Source organism: Pleurocapsa minor HA4230-MV1 (assembly GCA_019359095.1).
GTDB lineage: Bacteria > Cyanobacteriota > Cyanobacteriia > Cyanobacteriales > Xenococcaceae > Waterburya > Waterburya minor.
This window is the reverse complement of record JAHHHZ010000031.1, coordinates 53,029-71,172: the sequence shown is the minus strand read 5'-3', so window position 1 is coordinate 71,172 and position 18,144 is coordinate 53,029. Positions and strand designations below refer to the sequence as shown.

The window sequence follows — 18,144 nt, the reverse complement described above, 5'->3', positions numbered from 1 at the left end:
GACTACTCGTTAATCATTTGCCAAATATCTCGTTGAATTTGAGATGTCGAAGTTTTATCCTGCCACTTTTTTTGTAGTAATTGAATACCTGCTTCAGCGTATTTCGTCACTATTTCCAATACTTCAGAACTATCTTTCGGTTCTAATTGATTGTTTCGTTTACGAACGATATGAACTCCTGCTTCTAAAGCTAAGCGAACATCCTCATCAAGGCGAAATACTTCTGCCAAACTATTAGATCTATTTGTTAGAGGTTGAGAAATATCTGCATTTTGCTTCATGGCATAAGTAGCAGCAAAAGCATAAGCATCAATTGCCCGTTTAAATATCTGTTTTTTCTTGAGATAATCCAAATAACCTTTAGCTTCGGATGTAGCCACAAATTTTTGAGTTATTTCTATACGTTCCATTCTTCAACCTCAATAACAGAACCATCTTTTGTACCTCCTAACCGCTTGATTTTGTGAATCTGTACGATATTAGGTCGCAACAAGTTTAAAATATTTTCAGGTAAATCTCTATCTGTTGCTAACAGTATCACTTGAGAGGGTATCTGAGGCAGAGACTTGACTATGTTTTCTTGATGAATCCCGTCAAGTTTACCAAAAGGAGTATCAATCATTAAAGGGGCAGCTTTACCAGATGCTAAATTAAGACCTGCGATAAAAGGAAAAACTAATGCCTGTTTTTCTCCTTCGCTAAGAGATTGAGGATTAACAATATCGCCATTGATTTGTTTAAGCCGTAGATTGTAGCCATTTTTAAGAACTATACCTTCATACTCATCTGGCTTATTTGTAACCATTTTATGAAAGTGTGAAGCCTGATTCTCTATAGTTTGTTGGCAGTTTTCTGTATACCAATCGATTAACTCATCTGCTGCATTGTAGAGTCCTTGGGCTAGTTGAGATTGTTTGTTTAGCATCGACATTTCGCGATCGCTATTTAACAATTCTCCTTTTTGCCTTTTTAGTTCATCCTGCTTCTTTTCCAAGGATTCCATTTCATTACGCAATCGTTCAATTTTTCGTTCTGTTTCCTTTTGATATTCTTCTTGCTGACCAACTTTTCGCCAAATTTCATCAGCTTCTGTCTCAGATACTCCTTTAGTATCTTTCTTAAGATTTTCTATTACTTGTTTGGTTTCTTCAATATCATCTTCAAGGCTATCGCGTTTTAATAGCAGTTGATCTAAGTTTGGAACTTGATACTTAGAAATTCTATTCAAATCAATACGCAAACTCTCAATACGAGAATTTTCTTCTGTTATGATTCCTGCCTCTTTAATATTTTTTAATTGTTGAGAGATAAAATTATATTCTTGTTCGTCAATACAGTTGCCACAGACACAGATATCTGCTTGAAGCAACTCTTTTAATTGGTTAACTGATATAGAGATTCTAGTATTAGTCAAAGTTTTAGTTTGTAAATCATCTGCCATTTCCTTGACAAATTTCCGCATCATGGGGATGGAAGCATTTTCTAAAATTTTAGCTATATCTTGAGCAGTTTTTTCAACCTGTTCGTTTAATCTTTGTTGTTTTATCTTAAATTCTTGTATTTTCTTTAATTTATCTCGGAGTTCTTTTATCTGACTAGCCCTTTCATTTATATCTTCAAGTATTTTCTGTCCTTGGTTGTATTCTTCAATTTCTGTTTGTAGTCGATCTCTTTTCGCAGCAATCTCATGTGTTAGTTGGAATAACTCAGTATTAATATTTTGTAACTTTTTGTTGCTAGAATTTGCCTGATTAATTTTTTGTTCAAACTGTTTGACAACATTTTTAGCGTCTGTTTTCAGATTGATAATTTCAGGAATTCCTAAAATGCTTTCTATGGCTTTGCGAGTTTCTGCCGTTTGAGTAATGTTAGAATACTCTTTTATTTTTTCACCATCGAAGAAAAAGAATTCTCTACATGAACGAGGTAATAGTGAATCTATGTGTTCTCTTGAATCTGCTTTAAGCTTACCGTTTAAATTGAATGAAGCTTCTGAGACTTCAGCAAAGAAAGTTTGTCCTCGCTTTGTCCTTTTAGCCACTCGACCGATCACATAACTATGATCTTCTTTTTGTAATGTTAAACTGACCGATAATTCTAATTCAGAGTTAACTTTGACATTAGGAAAATAAAAATAGCCTTGTTTTTCTGAAGATTGTTCCACTGAATCTACTTTGGCTTTGATTAACCTCTTCGGCGAAACTATTTCGTTACCGTAAAGACACCATAAAACAGCTTCTAAAATAGAAGTTTTTCCATAGCCATTTAATCCCCAAATAACCCAAATATTTTTATCTGTATCTAAATCAAACTCAATGATTTGATTTTCATAGCATCTCCAGTTTTGTAGATGGATTTTCTTTATTTGTAGCGTCACTTATTCAAATCCTCGTTCAATTTGATGCTTCTGAATATTTTTCAATTAGTTGAGCTATTTTTGGAACTAACTGACGATTTTTTAATACTACTTTGTCTTTTTCCATCTGAATTACTTCTTTCAATAAAAAAGCAGGTATATTATATTTTTTAGCAAGTTCCTTGATTTTTTCTTCCATAAAGTTATTTAACTAGTTAAATTAAATCGGAATAAGTAATACCATAATGAGATAATTCATCTCCTAGCTTAGTAATAACTGAGGCTCTATTGCTAGCAGTTTTGGCAAAATGTTTAATTCTCTTTACTTCAGATGTAATTAATTTTACTCGTTCGTCTCCTATAGGTGGTACAACAAGTATATCAATCAAAGTTGCCCTTTCTTTTCTTTCAGCTTTCCGTAAAATTCTGCCTCTACGTTGAATAAACTGACGTTCTGATGTGTCGCTAGCTAATATTATGGCTTCTTGGGCAGCAGGTATGTTTATACCTTCATCAAGACATTTAACGGCTACTAACGCATCAAGACGACCTTGACTAAATTCGTGTAATATTTGAGGGCGTTGCTTATCTTCTTTGGAAGTAAAGCGAGAGACTATCATTCCTTGTTGCGATAATCGATAACAGACCATATCTGCTTGATCGATATTGGCACAATAGATCATGCCTTTATTTAAAGGGTGATCTTGGATAATGAGATCAAGAATATTAATTTTATCATTGGCAGATTTAATAATACGCGATCGCTCGATAGTCAAGCGATTAATTGATACCCTTACTTGATCATTACCGCTTCTAAGTAATTTGGTAATTTTTTTGGTCAGGTTTTGATATTCCTCGTTTTCGGCATCAGTTAGGGTGACAACATAAACATAATATTCATATTGGCAGAGAATATCTAGCTTAATAGCCCGTTTTAAATCTAACTCGTAAACAACATTGCCAAAATAATTCAAAACAAAATTTGTTCCCTCTTCATCATGAGGACGTATGGGAGTAGCGGATAAACCCAAACGGTAGGTAAAGTCATCCCTTAAGATTCTGCGGTACTGTTCTGCCCCTGCGGTGTGAACTTCATCAGCAATAATTAAAGATTTTTGAGGTAAACCGCCAGCATCTTCAATAAGTTCAGCAACTGTGGTTTTAGATAAACCGCTATACGTACCTACCAAAACAGTAGGCAGCCTTTTAACCGTTTGTACGTTTCCATGAATTAAGCGCAACTTCCTGTATAGCGTATTTCTCCAGATCTCAGATTTTCCTACTGCTGCAATGGGAAAGTAAAAATCAGTCAGTTTATCTAACTCATCCATCCATTGCTTGACCAAATCTTTAATCGGCACAACGATAATAATTAAATCTAAATCTTGTATGCTACTAGCACAAGCCAAGGCGGTAATAGTTTTACCCGCCCCTGTTGCCATTGCTAAAATTCCTTGATAATTAGCAGACTGAAAATTAACTAAAGCTATTTCTTGATAAGATCGTAAAGTAATATTTAAACCGTGAAGCGATTTTCTTTCTTCTTCAGTATGATAATTGCTTTTATTTTCTGCTACTAATGTTGCCTTTTGCTTGACTGATACTGTTGGTTTTATATCAGGACGATATTCTAATAACTTACGGGCTGCTGCTTCGGGGAAACTAATAATTTCTGCATTGTAAGTTTTATTAGACCATAGTTTTGCAAAATTTTCATCAATTCGGTTAACTCTTTTTGCCTCTTCTCCTCGCCAAGAACAAAAAACTTCAATATTTTCAAAATTGTCAATCAGGCCCGATTTTGTCTCATTAATTGAACCTGTAAATGCTATTTTATTATCATTATTATCTGCTAAAATTCCAATCTTTTCATGATAAAGACCAGGAGCATCAAAATTATTAGCTACTGCTAATTTAATCTCTAATATTTTCTGACTTAGCAACCAAGATAAACAAGCTAGTCTATCTCGTGAGACGATTTCAAATTCTTTAATAATGGCTGAACTAACAACTTCTTCTCTCTGTTTTAAGCCCTTATCTATGGCTTGGATATCTTCACGAGAAAGATAAGGAGATGCTACCAAACGCATTTTACCACCAGCTTCAATTAAAGCAGCTAGCCCTTGAGAAATAGCTACAATAGAAGTACTAGAAAAATATCCCACTGCTCGACTATAGGAAATAGTTTTCGATAGACAAGGAATATAAAAATCTTCAATTAAATTATTGCGATCACTACGATAATGATCTTTAATATCTATATTTGGTAAACTCAACTAAATAAAATACTTAAAAATATATAATTTATTGACAACACTACGTGAATTTTAGCATTCCAATTAGATGGATATTGATGAAGCCCTGGTAGAACTGAAAAGCGAAACTAACATTAGATTCACCCGTTTATTAACTATAACCGAAAAGTTTTTTGGCAAACCAAGAAATAGAGGAACAAGTCACTATCCGTTTAAAACTCCCTGGCAAGGAAAACCAAGAATCAATCTTCAGCAAGGAAAAGGTGGGAAAGCAAAACCATATCAAGTTAAGCAAGTTAAAGAAGCATTAATTAAACTAAAAGAGATACAATAAAATAAAAATAATGAATAAAATCAACGAATATATTAAACATTACTCCTATGTAGTTAGCTATTCACCAGAAGATGAAGCATATATCGCTGAGTGCTTAGAATTAGGAATTATGGCACATGAAGAAACCCAAGAAAAAGCGATCGCGCAAATCAAAGAAGCAAGTAGGGTACATTTATTAATGTTAGAAGAAGATGGTGACGAGATTCCTCAACCTCTTATCTTACAAAATACAAAATAATTAAATTATTGCGATCGCTTTTATAATGATCTTGGATCTGGATATTTTGTAAATTCAATTGAATACTGATAAATATGAATTAACTTAATATCTATTATTCCCATAATTCAATAAACTTACTTATAATTGCCTTCACTAAAAAAACTTCTTTGTACCTTTGCGTCTTTGCCCCAAACTAAGCGGGATAAACGTCTTTGCGCGAGACAAAAAACGATCGCTTAACTACTTTGATTTAATTTCTGCCACTTTTGAATCCAGGTAATTAATTGAGCATCACTAATTTTCTTTCCCGCATTACTAACCCGTAATAATTGACTTAAATCTACAACTGTGTCTCCTCGCTGCTGTTTATAGGCTGTAATTAAGGTTTGCTCGTCAACCAAAGATTTACCCAACCCTAAAGCTTGTTGCAGCTTGCGCTGTTCATCTTTGGCGATCGCTTCTACGACAAAATCTGTACTATTGGCTTTCTCTAAGACTCCTGCTAAAGCATCAATATAGGCGGTACTATTATCGGCGATCGCCGTTCTGGGCTTAATTGGTAGACCAAAGCGACGAAAGGCAGCAAAGGCAGCAACTATGGCAATGAGGATTGTTTGAATCAAAAAGAAGAACCAAGGGGTTTTAGCTAAGTAACTGAGAAGATCGGCTTGTTGTTCTTTAGCAATGCTTTCTTTGTCTTTGTAACCATGAATGTATTCATCTACCCAAATGCTTTGACGATCGCTTACTAAGTCTGCCAGAAATTGATAGTTGTCGAGATTGTCTTGATAGGCGTTAGCAGCTAAATAGGGAGTCGTACAGTAAATGATTTTTCCCTTGCCAATTTGTTCTTGCCAGACTATTGCACCGTAACGATCCTGGAGAATACTTTGTTGTCCCCCTCGAAAACGACGAGTAGTGGCTATTTTGATTTGATCGTTAGATAGAGTCTGTTGGCGATAGGGAATTGAACTGTTGAAGGGTGCAGCCGTAGCTGGTTCAGACTTGCCGATGATGACTAGAGTATTTCCTTGGCCGATCCAGTTTGATTCAGTTGAAGATATGCCTTCTAAACTCAGTAAATAATCACTTTGACTCAGAATCTTAAGATAGGTGGCATCTTGTACATCAGCTTCAATGAACTGCGCAAAAGGTTTACGCCAACGCTTAAGCGGAATTTCTTTTTTGGACATGTATTCATACCAAGCGCCATAACCATCAGGACTTTTGCCATAAGTTGAACCACTATCATTCCGACCACTATTAGGTGCAGCAACCAGAGTTAAAATAATTATTACCGCGATCGCAATTCCCATCCATAACCATTTGCGTTGACGAAAATTTGGCATTATTGAGCAAGTTGTAAAATATTAATGTTTAACTTCGATCTGTTGATAAGCTTGCTGGCACTCTTCAAATAAGGCTCGATCTGCCTCAGCTTGACTGAAACACAGTCTTTGGTGAATTGATAATAATAGTTCGTAGGAGTTTAAAGAAGTAACGGCAATTTTCAAGAGCGATCGCCGATATTCTTGATCCGTGAGACTTAGCTGAGTCGGAATTATCCCTCGTTCATCCAACAGCTTTAACATTGCCTGATAGAGACAAATAATTGCCAGATGATAGTTACCGTCTACTCTGGCAGATTGCGATCGCTCTACCCAATCGGCTGCTGATAGTTGAGTTGTTTGGGTAGGAGAGGTGAAATTAGCATGGCGATCGCTTGTTCTTTGCCAACGTTTCCAGTAGAGACGTAAAAGTAACCACAGTTGCCACGCGATCCAAACCAGCAAGATGGCGATCGTTGACCACAGGCAAAATTTGATAATTTGCCATAGCAGCGTCTTTTGAAAAGAGGCGAAGTCCCAATCAGGATTTAACTGAGAGGTTTGATATTCCATCCATTCACCAAACCTTTGCTTAATTAAATTGATGCGCCAGTTTAAACCATCTTGTTTGAATGACCCTGCGGACATAATTTAATCTGAGTTGAAAGTATTTACCATCCATCATTAAACATTGATATTTCTTGATTGGGTAGACAGCAATACTGATTTATTCCTACTGAAAGAGTCTAATCAATACGAGTTAATATGTTTAAATCCTGTTCGTCTAACGTTGCACTTATTCCGTTACGAATCAACGCCGAAAAATTCTCATCAGGAACCATGATACACAAAGCATACAAACGTTCTGAACCCGTATTTTTAATCAAGTGAGTCCCTGTTTTGGGAATTAATACACTATCGCCACTGTGCAGAGGTATTTCTTTACCATCGCATATTGCCATGCCTTCACCCTTGAGAATAAAAAACATTTCTACAGCAAAATTATGACGGTTAGGAGGAGTCGCACCACCGACATCAAAAATCTCTACGCACACAGTTAATGAATTATGTGCATTACTAGGGTCGAAAATGAGCGCCAGACGATTACTATCTTGAGGACTAATTCGATAAGCTTGATAATCCTTGGGGGTTTTAATTACAGGAATTACACAATGTTCGTTCATTTTACTATTACACTTATAGCAACTTAAGTTTTTATTGATAATGAAAGAATTTACAAATTGGTAGTTAATCTAGCTTTTCTCAGCAAAAATTTCATGACGGTTTCTTCTCTGGTAACAATATCGGTTTGCCCTTCCATACCCAATTGAATCGCACATTGATTATTCCCCTTGCCTAAAGAACGATTATTAGGCTCAATTGCCACCTCATAAAAAGCTGCACCCGTTTGTTGACTAGGAGTATTAGCGGTAGAAGAGGTATGAGAATTATCAGGTTGAGGAAAAGCTGCATCAGGAGCGATCGCTGTAACTGTTCCTTTAAGAGTACCGTAATCGGAATAAGGACAAGCGGATACTCGCATTTGGGCTGTTTGACCTTTTTTTAGTTTACCTATTTCTTTGGCAGGAACTGAAGCTTTGATCGTTAGTTTGCTATTACTAGGAGCGATTTGGGCAATTTCTTCCCCTGGACGTACCGTTTGACCAGGATTACGCAGATTAAGCTTAGAAACAATACCGTCGGTGGTAGCAGTGATGATAGTTTGCTGAAGATCGGTATTGACTTGTTGCAAATCGCGGGTGTCTTTGTCTAACTGCTTATTGATTTCAATTTGCTGTTGAATCAGAGCTTCTTTTTCTTTCGCTAAAGTAGCCAGACTAGTTTTCCCTGTAGCTTCAGCTTCGGTAATGCGAGAAGTGGCGATCGCAATTTCCGCATTACTAGGATTTATGGCAGTTTGCGCCCCTGCTAATTTAGCTTTGGCTGCTTCCACTGCTTGTTGTTGTTGCTGAAAGGCTAATTTTACTTCCTCTAATTGATCGTGAGAAATTGCTCCTTGTTTGGCTGCACTGCGATAACGATTTAATTTAGCTTGCGCTGCATTTAAAGCTGCTTCTGCTGCTTTGAGGCTTGATTCGGTTTCTTGAACTGCCGTTTTGGTCGTAATTTGTTTATCCTGATATTCCCGTTGAATGCGCTGGTGTTCGGCGATCGCGCCCGCCACATTTCCCTTGATACGGTCAGTTTCGGCTAAAATTTGGCTATTAAGAGCATTAGTTTGGGCGTTAATTTGTACCTGCTGTAATCGTGATTGTTGAATGCTGTCTTGTAATTGGCTTTTTTGAGTTTGCAAACGAGAGTCGTTGATGGTTGCAATGACATCTCCTCGTTGAACAATTTGATTACCTTTGACGGCAATACTCATCACTTGACCTTCTGTAGCAGCTTGAACTAGACGTAATTCACCTTCAGGACGAATTAGGGCTTGTACTTTGACAGTTTCTTTGTATTTAGCCACAGAAGCAATGGGAAATGCTAAGGCAACGATAGCGACGATAAACAGTCCACCAAAGGTAGTCCAACCACTAATTGGAGGTAGAAATTCGTCTTCTCGAACAGAGGGGAGGTTGGGAGGATTAGTAAGCATGGCGGGAATAGGTAGTGGGTAGTGGGTAATGAGTAACGAGTAACGAGTAACGAGTAACGAGTAATGGGTAATAAATTAGTTGTAGAAAGTTAGTGGAGAGAGAGAGAATGTCCGTTTAGATGACTATTGCTGGATAATGCCACCAGGGGTTTGTCTGTAGGGATATAGTCGTCGAGGAAATCTAAATGATCGCCCCCCATAGAGCGTAATTGTTCGGGAGTACCTTGAACTTTTAGTTCTCCTTTCTCTAGCATCACCACCCAATCAGCACGGACGATTACTCTGGGGCGATGACTAATTAGAATAGTGGTTTTGCCTTGTCGATGAGCAAATAATTGTTTTAATACTCGTGCTTCACTGACTGGATCGAGTGCGCCAGTAGATTCATCTAAAATTAGGACTGGTGGATCGGTAACTATGGATCTAGCGATCGCCAGTCGTTGTTTTTGACCACCAGAAAGGTTGGCGCCGAATTCTCCTAGTACTGTTTGATATTTATCGGGTAATTCGCTAATAAATTCATCAGCACCAGCGATTTGGCAAGCTTTGACTATTTGTTCAAAGGTGACATCGGGATAACTGAAACGAAAGTTATCAATAATTGAACGACTCCAAAAGTGGGCTTCTTGGGGTAAAAGTACTACCTGTTGACGCAGACATTCTAAAGACAAGTCTTGTTGATTATAAATACCGTAGCGGAGATTACCAGATTGTACTGAATATAAACCTGCAATCAATTTCGCGAGGGTACTTTTACCACAACCAGATTGACCAATTAAAGCGACAACTTTACCACTAGGAATAGTTAAGGAAAAATCTTTTAATAAATCGACTCTGCCAGCATGATGAAAATTTAAGTTCTGACAGACAATATCGGTGTTCCCAGGAAGTTCTGCCCAAGGTTTTTTAAAGTCATTTTCATCTTCGGGAGTAGCTTCAATTACTTCTGTCAGGCGTTGAATGACTACTTGTGCGGTAATAAATTCGTCAGCTAGTCCGATGGCACTGCCTAAAAATCCCAGAAAATTACCACTCATGCCGTTATATGCCAGCAATTGACCAATACTTAAATCCCCTTTAATTACGAGATAGCTGCCCAACCACAACAAGCTGACGGAGGTGAAGCTAGACAAGACGCTGGTGATGCTACCACTGTAAAGACCCAGTTTCATGGTACTCCAGCCCAGATTAGCCAAGCGACCATAATTACCTTGATATTCTTGCCAAGCTTGGGGTGTAGCTTGAGTGGTTTTGAGTACCTGTACCCCGCGAAAGGTTTCCACTAAAAAGCCTTGATTTTCTGTACCTAAAACAATTTGACTGCGAGTCTTTTGACGCAGGGCAGGTAGAAAGACTAAGTTGACCAGAGTAACAATAATAAAAGCCACAATTGAAGCGACGCTGAGTTGCCAACTATAAAACAACATCATGGCTAGAGAAACCACCGCAATAAAGAATTGACTGGGTAAACCAAGCACGATTTGCGACACCAGATCATTAATTGCCCCGACATCAGAAATCCGACTAACTACTTCGCCACTGCGTCTACCTTCAAAATAAGACAGGGGTAAATGGAGTAATTTGCGTCCGTACTCATAAATTAGTCCCAATTGCAACTTCTGTCCAAAATGACCAATTAGGTGCGACTGCACTAAACCAACCACAGTTCTAAATACGTTCATTACAATCACGGCGATCGCCACTGTAGCGAGTAATTGGGTATCGCCTCTGACTAAAACATCATCTGTCAGCAATTGCATCATGATCGGTGAAGCTAGAGACAGCAATCCTACCGCAAAATTAATGGCGATCGCCTGAAATAAAATCCAACGGTAGGGTAATACTCGTTTGAGATAGCGTCCAAAACCGCCAAAACTTCCTTTATCATCTTCTTCCTGTTCATAGAAACGACTATCATCGGGAGAAAGTAACAACATGACTCCGTTGCCCCAACCGACAGTCAACTCACGACGAGTTAGATAACGAATACCCACGCCAGGGTCAGCAACAACGTATTTTTTCCCTTTTTTACCGTATAAAACGATCCAATGGTAGCCTTTCCAGTGAATAATAGCTGGTAGAGGAATTTCTGAGATGCGATCGATAATCTCTGTAGTTGCTTTAACTTGACGCACATTAAAGCCGAAAGTCTCTGCACCTCGATTTAAACCTAATAAAGTAGTCCCTCTAGCACCCGTACCAACTGCTTCACGTACTCGACTAATGGCAAAGGTGCGTCCGTAATGTTTAGCAACGGTAGCCAGACAAGCAGCCCCGCAATCTTCTTCACTGTGTTGTAATACAATTGGGTATTTCATTTTTCAGTAGGAATTTAAAATCTGGTTTTTTGAGTTATCTGTATCGTAGAAATTAACCCAAAAAAAAACGTCTGAAAAACGTCTCGAATCGTACCTACACTTTATGGGTAAGTCCTTTGTAACTTTAGTAGCTGAACTAGGTTTATTTCTCTATGACTAAAGTTATAAAAGTCAATAATGATCGGGAGTTGCTGAATTAGAGGCCACTTTGGTTGAGATAAATTTTCGAGATTAAGGCTATTGCACAGAAGCTTGCCTTTTTAAGACAAAATAACGATTTAAATCTTTGCTACTTACCAGATAGACCGCAATAATGGCGCTAAGAATAGCCATGATTAAACTTCCCACAATCAGAACAGTGGAGAGTTTTGAACCTAGTGCTAGAACCATTGTGATTAAAATAACCACCAGCAAACTGCAAATACTCATCAGCACCCATTTTGCCCATTTTTGTCCCTGCATAACAAAGTACATCACCACAATCGTTGGTAAGATCCGCCCAATAGCCCACAAATCCCGCGCAATAGTCACTAAGGTAATATCTAAAATGCAGAGCAATACAAGCATAGCGAGTAATCTATTTCGAGCTTTTAAAGCAGATTGGTCAGGATGGTTCATGGGTTAATAAATTTATCAAGAATAAAGGTGTGTCAATCTTTAATTAACATAGCAATAGCTATTTTATTGAGTTCAGTTGAATTAGCGTTTTAATGTAGCATTACTTCAAGATTATTTGCTTTAATATATGCACAACCTTCTTTAAAGCCTCGACGGTAATAAAGTAAAGCATTACATAATAAATGTTCGATTAAATTAAGATTCTTGTGGACAGCATTGTGCCATCCTAAACAGTAAAGCTTATAGCCTAAATAACCAACACGCTCAATTGCCATTTTGCACCTCCAATTTTTTTAAATAAAAGTAAAAAGTTAATTTGATTTATGAGTAAAAACTAGCGCGATCGCGATTTTCTAAAAGGCGATCGCCTTATTTTTAAGTCAAAATTTGCTCAAAAAGAAAGAACAAAGAACTAAGATTAACTTTTTTTTCTTCTTCCTTTAAGAAACAGCTATTTTCCTCTAACTAAATCTCTTATTTCTACCTTATGCGCTTAATGCCTGTAATTGCATCATTATTTTCACCAAGATTAGCGATACCTCCTGCTGCTACAACACCTGTATTACCTTCTCCATCAGCGTCAGTAAAAAATTGCCATGTACCTTTTCTAGTTGTGATTGATGAGACAGAATCGTTAAAACTAGTTTCTGAACCATCTGGGAACACACCAATGTTAATTAGCTCACCCACACGCGCATTTATACCCATTGCCTGTCCTTTTCCGTCTAAATCCTTGTGTAAAACTATAGCTGTAGAATTAGTAGCTTTACCAAAGAAAAACTTTGCTCCACCACTATAATTAGCAGCACTTTCGGGGGCAATATCTTGCACGAACTTAATGTTATCTAGACGATTGGATTGATTGTTGATCTTAGTCATTGTTTTTTTTCCTAATAATTTGGGTTTACTTTAGTTATCTACCAAGCAAGAGTTAATAAAATAATTAGTAGTTAGTTAATTAACTTTTACTTTGGTTTTTAACTGTCTTTATAATAAAATTCAGAGCTAAATAAAACATCTCACGAAAGTCTTTAACCTTTATAAACGAACTAAATAAACTCTCTAATACTTTAGTTATTCAGCTAAGTAAACTATTTATGACTAAAGTTATAATTGCTAATTATAAAAATACCAAATATGCAAAAAACTCTTGCCGAGAAAGGGCAAAAGTCTAATTTGGCACTAATGTTCCAATAAGTTAATGTTAATTTTTGATGATTAAATTAAAAATCTTAATTATGCTTAATTTTCTTCAGCAGTGGAACTGTAAAAGTAATAATCAGCAGTGTAATTTACAGAAATCTCTGTATTTTGGCGATCGCGATCGCAATCTTGCGTAGGGGGGTTGCCACTAGTCGTATGCAGACGCTGAATCCATTTTACGTTTGCCAACATGCCATCACCTTGAGAAGATTCTACCTTGAGAAGATACCAAGGAATTGAGCCGTTTGGGGCGCTTTCTTTAGCTTCTATACTTGCGGTGATTTTACTGCCATCGTTTGCTTCCCAAGTCGGGCCATCGTAATGCTTTCCTAAAACTTTGCCCTGGGCATCGAATAGCTTGGCATCAGGAGCCTTTAATGTCCACTTAAACTGTGATTGGTTGTCTGCCAGCCGCTCGCAAACATAAATTTGTGCTCCTCGACCTACGGCCTTCATTAGGACTTGTTGTTCAGTTGGCACTTGCAACTTTTTGGGTATTGGAGAATCGTTATTAGAGTTGGCGCGAGCAATGCCACATAGCCCTAAACCACTCAAGGAGAAAATGAGACTAATATTTAGCCATGATGAAAGTTTGAGCATAAAAATCCTCTGATCTATTTTGTTTGTCTAAAGCTGGCGCGCGATCTCCTACCAGTTTTGAGCTTTCATAAATCGCTTACTCTTCAGTCAGGAACACCTTTAGCAGTTCTTACCTTGCCATGGAAATTGGCATCGGTGTAAACTTGAATTCCACCTAATACTTCTCGGTTAAGCCCTCTAGCTTGGGGAAGCTGGATTCTTCAAAGTCTCCCAGCTACCCCCAGTATTATGTGTCACGGGGGCAAGGGATGTAAGAGGCTAACACTATAACTTGATCGACTAACCGAAAAGTAGTGATTTGGTAATAATGTACTGACTGAATCTCTTAAATAGATTTTAAGGAAGAGATTGAGTTGTTAAATCTCCCAGGAAGATCGCGAGCAGTATCTGATTCAACATCAATAGATTGGCCCTTAAAATTCGGCTCTGTGTACAACCTCCAAGTCCCACTGTTGACTACAACAGATGAACTGCTATCGTCGAAGTTGTCCTTGCTCAAATCTGCTATTCCATCGTTGACTTGCAAGGATTTTCCTCGTCGATTTTTCTTAGAATAGAGGATTACATCTGGTACTGCTTTCCCCCCAGAAACGGCGGCAGCAGATTCATTGTCAAGATCTTGCACGAAGTTAATGTTATCTAGACGATTGGACTGATTGTTAATCTTAGTCATTGTTTTTATCCTAATAATTTGGGTTTACTTTAGTTATTTACCAGGCGAAAGTTAATGAGATAATTAATAATCGGCTAATCAACTTTTGCTTTGTTTTTAACTGTCTTTATAATAAAATTTAGAGCCAAATAAAACATCTAACAAACGTCTCGAATGCAACTCAACTAAATAAATAAACTCTCTACAACTTTAGTTATTCAACTCAGCAATTTTTCTATTACTAAAGTCATAGTAGAAATTAAAGTTTTCTAAATAAATTAATTGCAGCGAATATAGTTAAAAAAAAGACCCTTGTAAAGAAGAGTCTTGGTTGAATATTTTACTACAAGTGAGAACATTGAAATCGGTAATCGCAGTGATTAAAGCTGTTACCAAAGTTTTAAGCTGATCCTTTTACAACTTCGGACTATGGTAGGGCTTTGAAAGAGGATATTTTCATGCCAAAATCACCAGCATTAACACTTTGACCTGGCCCTACGTCAATATATTTGCCTCCAAAATTTACATCTTCATAGAATCTCCATGCTTTATCATTACGGATAGTAATAGATCCAGTAGCATCATTAAAACCAAACTCAGTTAAGTCTTCTATTTTTTTATTACTGGAAAATTGAGCTCCGTATGAGTCTGATTCGGAGTATAAAGTCACATCTGTAGCTTTTAACGCTCCACCAGAAATAGCAGCAGCAGATTCATGGTCAATATCTTCTACAACTACAATGTTATAGAGAGATTTAGATTGGTTATCGATCTTAGTCATTGTTTTACTCCTAAAAATTTGAATTTACTTTAGTTATTTACTCAGTAAAGTCATTAAACTAATTAATGAGCTTTTCCTTTTCAAACTTTTTTTATCTTATAAATTAGCGAAAAATAAAACATCTCTAAAAAGTCTTGATATGGATATCAACGAAAGTAAGAAAGGTTTTATCACTTTCGTTGATGGCTAAGTAAATATTACCTACATAAAGTTATAGTTATTGCAGTTTTGATATGTTAGAAACGGCTTGTGCCACATAGTTTGGTGCTAGCTATACAATCGCGCTATCACAGCAGTAAGGACGGTTGAAGCACAGGATCAGAGTTTAAATCTCTCAAAACCTCGTTGAGCTTAACTTCAACCTTTAGCCGATCGCAAGGCAAATCATAATCCTTCTCTAGAGAGACGTTAAATCATAAGAAATGGTGAAAGATAAAAAAGTACACCATACATTAACTACTAAGTAAAGATGAATAAGACTTCACGCCCTTTTTCTGAGTTAAGAAATCCTTCTGAAAACATGACTCCATCTGTAAAAACAATTACTACAACCCTACTAGTAACACTTCCTATATCCTTATTTTTCCTGAGTCTTTTTACTGGCTTTATTAAGCTTTAGGATCTGTAGATTCTACAGAGCTTTATATTGCGTTCGTTATCTAGTTATATAGAAGTAAAAATAGTATAAAACCTGATAATTATATAATTAAAAAAAATGAATCCTAATAATTGGTTTACTATCTTTTGCTTCTGTGCGATCGCTACTCTCTTGAGTGTGAGTTATGGTTGGTTAGTAAAACAAGGAAAATTACCATTTAAATCAGTAATGGCTTTCAGTGATACTCAATGGCAGTTTATGAAAGTCTGGGTCAATGCCGCTTTGATCTTGGGGGTAGTTATTCCAGTATTTCTACTGGTTATCTTTTGGAATGAGCCAATTCTACAACAGTTTTTTGGCTGGTATTTATTAGTTGTTGCTATTCAGTTAGTAAGTGAGAGAGGTTTTAGCCGTACACTTTGTAAAAGCGTGGTTGTCATTATTGGAACACTTTACACTGGGTTTCGGATTTGGCAATTATGGTCGGGGTTACAGTTAATAACCTATTCCCAGCCTTGGCTTAGTTTATTGTGGCTAGTTTTGCTGTTTTGGATCGCAAATATGGTTATGCTAACTACGATGGCGATTCCTAGCATTCTCCCTGAATCAAATGCTTACAGTTGGCAGGGAGAGAAAACAGATTAAGTGTGCGTTATTTTATCCGAACTCAAATTACACTTTTGGATTCTGAGCGTGCGATCGCGATCTAGATAAACTGGTGCAAAATATAAAGGCTAAAACAGTATAGCGCTCGCTATTTATTGGGCTTTTTGCAAAATATTTTGGGACACATTAACATGAGGAATTTTGACTTCAATTCGACATCCAGTTCGACTTCCTTTTCTTGCTGAGGTAATTAGCTTAAACTGACCATTAACTGAGCTGATGCGCTCTTGCATTCCCCGTAATCCAAATCCAGAACGTTTTTGCTGAGGATCGAAACCTTTGCCATTATCTTTTACGCTTAAACTCAATTCTTCAGAAGTACTTTTAAGTTCAATTGTTACCTCCGTGGCTTCAGCATACTTAAAAATATTAGTTAAAGCTTCTTGGACAATACGGTAAATTGTTTCAGCTACTGGTGTCGAAACGCGATCGCAGCGACAGATATTTGTACTAATTGATAATCCAGTCCCTTTACGCAAATCATCTACCAAGCTTTCAATCCTGACTTCTAAAGGTTGTTCTTCTTGGTCGTCTTCCCTCAAAGTGCTAATAGATTTACGTACCTCCTGCATTGCCCTTTTTCCCAATGATTGAGCCTGAGTGAGGAAAGAATGAGCCTGTGCGGGTTCTTTTTCCCATAGTTTGACGGCAGTTTGCATCTGAATATTTAAGCTGGTAAGAGCATGACCTAAAGAATCGTGAATATCACGAGCAATACGATTGCGTTCCTGTACCGTTGCTAGTTCTTCAATTTTTTGACTATATTCTTGTAACTGTTCGTTCGCTTGAGCCAATTTTTGCCTCATCTGGCGTTCGGATAGTATTCTATTAGTCAACTGTAATACAAAAAAGACCCCTAAGCCAAACACTAGGGTTTCGGCGACGATGTGCATCCCAAAATTAATTTGTTGTTCTGGATTTTCTGGTACGGTTTTTATAATATATCTGTATTGATCGCTTAAAAATAACATAAACACTATCCCCGTAACGATCCAACGTCCTACAAGTTCAAACAGGAAACAACTGCGCATCACGACAATTAAATATAATGTCGGCAAGATATGCAGATAACCCAGTCTTGTCCCGTAAAAAATTAAGCCAATTTCAAATGCCGTGTAGATAATTTTGATAATTTGGTTGCCACTAGGTAAAACCAAACCCATTACACCTAAGAGAAATAAGATCGAAATGTGTTCTATGGGGATTGTATGACCCCGCCAAGCTTCTACTAATGCCAAAGAGCCACAACTGGCAAGCATTACCCATTCGGTAATGAGTAGAAAGCGAAATGGATTGGGTAAGAATTTAAAAGAAGAAATCATAAAAATCACATTGGGGCAATGTTCTTATATTTAACTGCGAAATGTAATTTGTTTGCCACTATTGAAAGCAAATTTATCACTTTGGTGGCGATCGATGATTTAGTTAGCAGACTAAAGTATTAGGAATATATACCTAATATATCAACGAAAGTAGGAGATGCGATTATCACTTTTGTTCGAGGTCAATTCGGGACGTTTTTTAGATGTTTAAATTATTTCAATTCTCTAAGATTAAGAAATATCAAATAATATAAGCGATCGCTTATTCTACTTGAGTTAACTTCA

General features: G+C 37.1%; 19 protein-coding genes. 3 read left to right on the top strand and 16 right to left on the bottom strand.

Features of this window, described 5'->3' with window-relative positions; translation table 11 throughout:
• Nucleotides 1–2: 2 nt before the first annotated feature.
• Genes KME09_22380 through KME09_22365 form a run of 4 tightly spaced genes read right to left on the bottom strand, consistent with a single transcriptional unit; the run spans nucleotide 3 to nucleotide 4,632 of the window.
• Complete coding sequence (locus tag KME09_22380; GenBank protein ID MBW4536683.1) at nucleotides 3–410, bottom strand: hypothetical protein; 408 nt, start codon at nucleotides 408–410, stop codon at nucleotides 3–5.
• Complete coding sequence (locus KME09_22375) at nucleotides 398–2,377, bottom strand: AAA family ATPase (protein MBW4536682.1); 1,980 nt, start codon at nucleotides 2,375–2,377, stop codon at nucleotides 398–400. The genes KME09_22380 and KME09_22375 overlap by 13 nt, the downstream gene beginning before the upstream one ends.
• 16 nt (nucleotides 2,378–2,393) lie before the next feature.
• The gene (locus tag KME09_22370; GenBank protein ID MBW4536681.1) at nucleotides 2,394–2,555 is read right to left on the bottom strand and encodes a hypothetical protein; all 162 of its coding nucleotides are present in this window, start codon (nucleotides 2,553–2,555) and stop codon (nucleotides 2,394–2,396) included.
• Between the two features lie 16 nt (nucleotides 2,556–2,571).
• Nucleotides 2,572–4,632 (bottom strand): DEAD/DEAH box helicase family protein, encoded by a 2,061-nt coding sequence (locus KME09_22365; protein MBW4536680.1) that lies wholly within the window; start codon nucleotides 4,630–4,632, stop codon nucleotides 2,572–2,574.
• A 67-nt stretch (nucleotides 4,633–4,699) separates the two neighbouring features.
• Between KME09_22365 and KME09_22360 the strand changes: the two genes are divergently transcribed.
• The gene (locus KME09_22360) at nucleotides 4,700–4,945 is read left to right on the top strand and encodes a toxin HicA (protein ID MBW4536679.1); all 246 of its coding nucleotides are present in this window, start codon (nucleotides 4,700–4,702) and stop codon (nucleotides 4,943–4,945) included.
• Nucleotides 4,946–4,955: 10 nt separating this feature from the next.
• Nucleotides 4,956–5,183, top strand: a complete 228-nt coding sequence (locus KME09_22355; protein ID MBW4536678.1) for a hypothetical protein — start codon at nucleotides 4,956–4,958, stop codon at nucleotides 5,181–5,183.
• Nucleotides 5,184–5,401: 218 nt separating this feature from the next.
• Here KME09_22355 and KME09_22350 read toward each other — a convergent pair whose 3' ends face one another.
• The 11 genes from KME09_22350 to KME09_22300 form a co-directional block, all read right to left on the bottom strand.
• Nucleotides 5,402–6,514 carry a DUF4350 domain-containing protein gene (locus KME09_22350; GenBank protein MBW4536677.1) on the bottom strand — a complete coding sequence of 371 codons (1,113 nt, stop codon included), beginning with the start codon at nucleotides 6,512–6,514 and terminating at the stop codon, nucleotides 5,402–5,404.
• Between the two features lie 21 nt (nucleotides 6,515–6,535).
• Nucleotides 6,536–7,141: a DUF4129 domain-containing protein gene (locus KME09_22345; GenBank protein ID MBW4536676.1), complete on the bottom strand. Its 606-nt coding sequence runs from the start codon at nucleotides 7,139–7,141 to the stop codon at nucleotides 6,536–6,538.
• A 98-nt stretch (nucleotides 7,142–7,239) separates the two neighbouring features.
• Entirely contained in the window at nucleotides 7,240–7,677 is a 438-nt protein-coding gene (locus KME09_22340; protein MBW4536675.1) for a cupin domain-containing protein, read from the bottom strand.
• Nucleotides 7,678–7,727: 50 nt separating this feature from the next.
• Nucleotides 7,728–9,101: an HlyD family secretion protein gene (locus KME09_22335; protein MBW4536674.1), complete on the bottom strand. Its 1,374-nt coding sequence runs from the start codon at nucleotides 9,099–9,101 to the stop codon at nucleotides 7,728–7,730.
• 89 nt (nucleotides 9,102–9,190) lie between these two features.
• Nucleotides 9,191–11,419: a peptidase domain-containing ABC transporter gene (locus tag KME09_22330; GenBank protein ID MBW4536673.1), complete on the bottom strand. Its 2,229-nt coding sequence runs from the start codon at nucleotides 11,417–11,419 to the stop codon at nucleotides 9,191–9,193.
• 237 nt (nucleotides 11,420–11,656) lie between these two features.
• The gene (locus KME09_22325; GenBank protein MBW4536672.1) at nucleotides 11,657–12,037 is read right to left on the bottom strand and encodes a hypothetical protein; all 381 of its coding nucleotides are present in this window, start codon (nucleotides 12,035–12,037) and stop codon (nucleotides 11,657–11,659) included.
• An 89-nt stretch (nucleotides 12,038–12,126) separates the two neighbouring features.
• Nucleotides 12,127–12,312 (bottom strand): hypothetical protein, encoded by a 186-nt coding sequence (locus tag KME09_22320; protein ID MBW4536671.1) that lies wholly within the window; start codon nucleotides 12,310–12,312, stop codon nucleotides 12,127–12,129.
• 205 nt (nucleotides 12,313–12,517) lie between these two features.
• Nucleotides 12,518–12,916, bottom strand: coding sequence for a hypothetical protein (locus KME09_22315; protein MBW4536670.1), 399 nt, complete (start codon nucleotides 12,914–12,916; stop codon nucleotides 12,518–12,520).
• A 363-nt stretch (nucleotides 12,917–13,279) separates the two neighbouring features.
• Nucleotides 13,280–13,840 (bottom strand): DUF3455 domain-containing protein, encoded by a 561-nt coding sequence (locus KME09_22310; GenBank protein MBW4536669.1) that lies wholly within the window; start codon nucleotides 13,838–13,840, stop codon nucleotides 13,280–13,282.
• A gap of 325 nt (nucleotides 13,841–14,165) precedes the next feature.
• Nucleotides 14,166–14,513 carry a beta/gamma crystallin family protein gene (locus KME09_22305; GenBank protein ID MBW4536668.1) on the bottom strand — a complete coding sequence of 116 codons (348 nt, stop codon included), beginning with the start codon at nucleotides 14,511–14,513 and terminating at the stop codon, nucleotides 14,166–14,168.
• Between the two features lie 406 nt (nucleotides 14,514–14,919).
• A complete protein-coding gene (locus KME09_22300) occupies nucleotides 14,920–15,273 on the bottom strand; it encodes a beta/gamma crystallin family protein (protein ID MBW4536667.1) in 354 nt (117 codons plus the stop codon).
• A 715-nt stretch (nucleotides 15,274–15,988) separates the two neighbouring features.
• Here KME09_22300 and KME09_22295 point away from each other — a divergent pair.
• Entirely contained in the window at nucleotides 15,989–16,516 is a 528-nt protein-coding gene (locus KME09_22295) for a hypothetical protein (protein ID MBW4536666.1), read from the top strand.
• 113 nt (nucleotides 16,517–16,629) lie between these two features.
• On the opposite strand, the gene KME09_22290 is transcribed toward KME09_22295, so the two are convergent.
• Entirely contained in the window at nucleotides 16,630–17,859 is a 1,230-nt protein-coding gene (locus KME09_22290) for a sensor histidine kinase (protein ID MBW4536665.1), read from the bottom strand.
• Between the last annotated feature and the right edge of the window lie 285 nt (nucleotides 17,860–18,144).

Coding starts and splice junctions, on each gene's coding strand:
- KME09_22380 (MBW4536683.1), bottom strand. CDS start 410: ATGGAACGTATAGAAATAACTCAAAAATTTGTGGCTACATCCGAAGCT.
- KME09_22370 (MBW4536681.1), bottom strand. CDS start 2,555: ATGGAAGAAAAAATCAAGGAACTTGCTAAAAAATATAATATACCTGCT.
- KME09_22360 (MBW4536679.1), top strand. CDS start 4,700: ATGGATATTGATGAAGCCCTGGTAGAACTGAAAAGCGAAACTAACATT.
- KME09_22355 (MBW4536678.1), top strand. CDS start 4,956: ATGAATAAAATCAACGAATATATTAAACATTACTCCTATGTAGTTAGC.
- KME09_22350 (MBW4536677.1), bottom strand. CDS start 6,514: ATGCCAAATTTTCGTCAACGCAAATGGTTATGGATGGGAATTGCGATC.
- KME09_22345 (MBW4536676.1), bottom strand. CDS start 7,141: ATGTCCGCAGGGTCATTCAAACAAGATGGTTTAAACTGGCGCATCAAT.
- KME09_22340 (MBW4536675.1), bottom strand. CDS start 7,677: ATGAACGAACATTGTGTAATTCCTGTAATTAAAACCCCCAAGGATTAT.
- KME09_22335 (MBW4536674.1), bottom strand. CDS start 9,101: ATGCTTACTAATCCTCCCAACCTCCCCTCTGTTCGAGAAGACGAATTT.
- KME09_22330 (MBW4536673.1), bottom strand. CDS start 11,419: ATGAAATACCCAATTGTATTACAACACAGTGAAGAAGATTGCGGGGCT.
- KME09_22325 (MBW4536672.1), bottom strand. CDS start 12,037: ATGAACCATCCTGACCAATCTGCTTTAAAAGCTCGAAATAGATTACTC.
- KME09_22320 (MBW4536671.1), bottom strand. CDS start 12,312: ATGGCAATTGAGCGTGTTGGTTATTTAGGCTATAAGCTTTACTGTTTA.
- KME09_22315 (MBW4536670.1), bottom strand. CDS start 12,916: ATGACTAAGATCAACAATCAATCCAATCGTCTAGATAACATTAAGTTC.
- KME09_22310 (MBW4536669.1), bottom strand. CDS start 13,840: ATGCTCAAACTTTCATCATGGCTAAATATTAGTCTCATTTTCTCCTTG.
- KME09_22305 (MBW4536668.1), bottom strand. CDS start 14,513: ATGACTAAGATTAACAATCAGTCCAATCGTCTAGATAACATTAACTTC.
- KME09_22300 (MBW4536667.1), bottom strand. CDS start 15,273: ATGACTAAGATCGATAACCAATCTAAATCTCTCTATAACATTGTAGTT.
- KME09_22295 (MBW4536666.1), top strand. CDS start 15,989: ATGAATCCTAATAATTGGTTTACTATCTTTTGCTTCTGTGCGATCGCT.
- KME09_22290 (MBW4536665.1), bottom strand. CDS start 17,859: ATGATTTCTTCTTTTAAATTCTTACCCAATCCATTTCGCTTTCTACTC.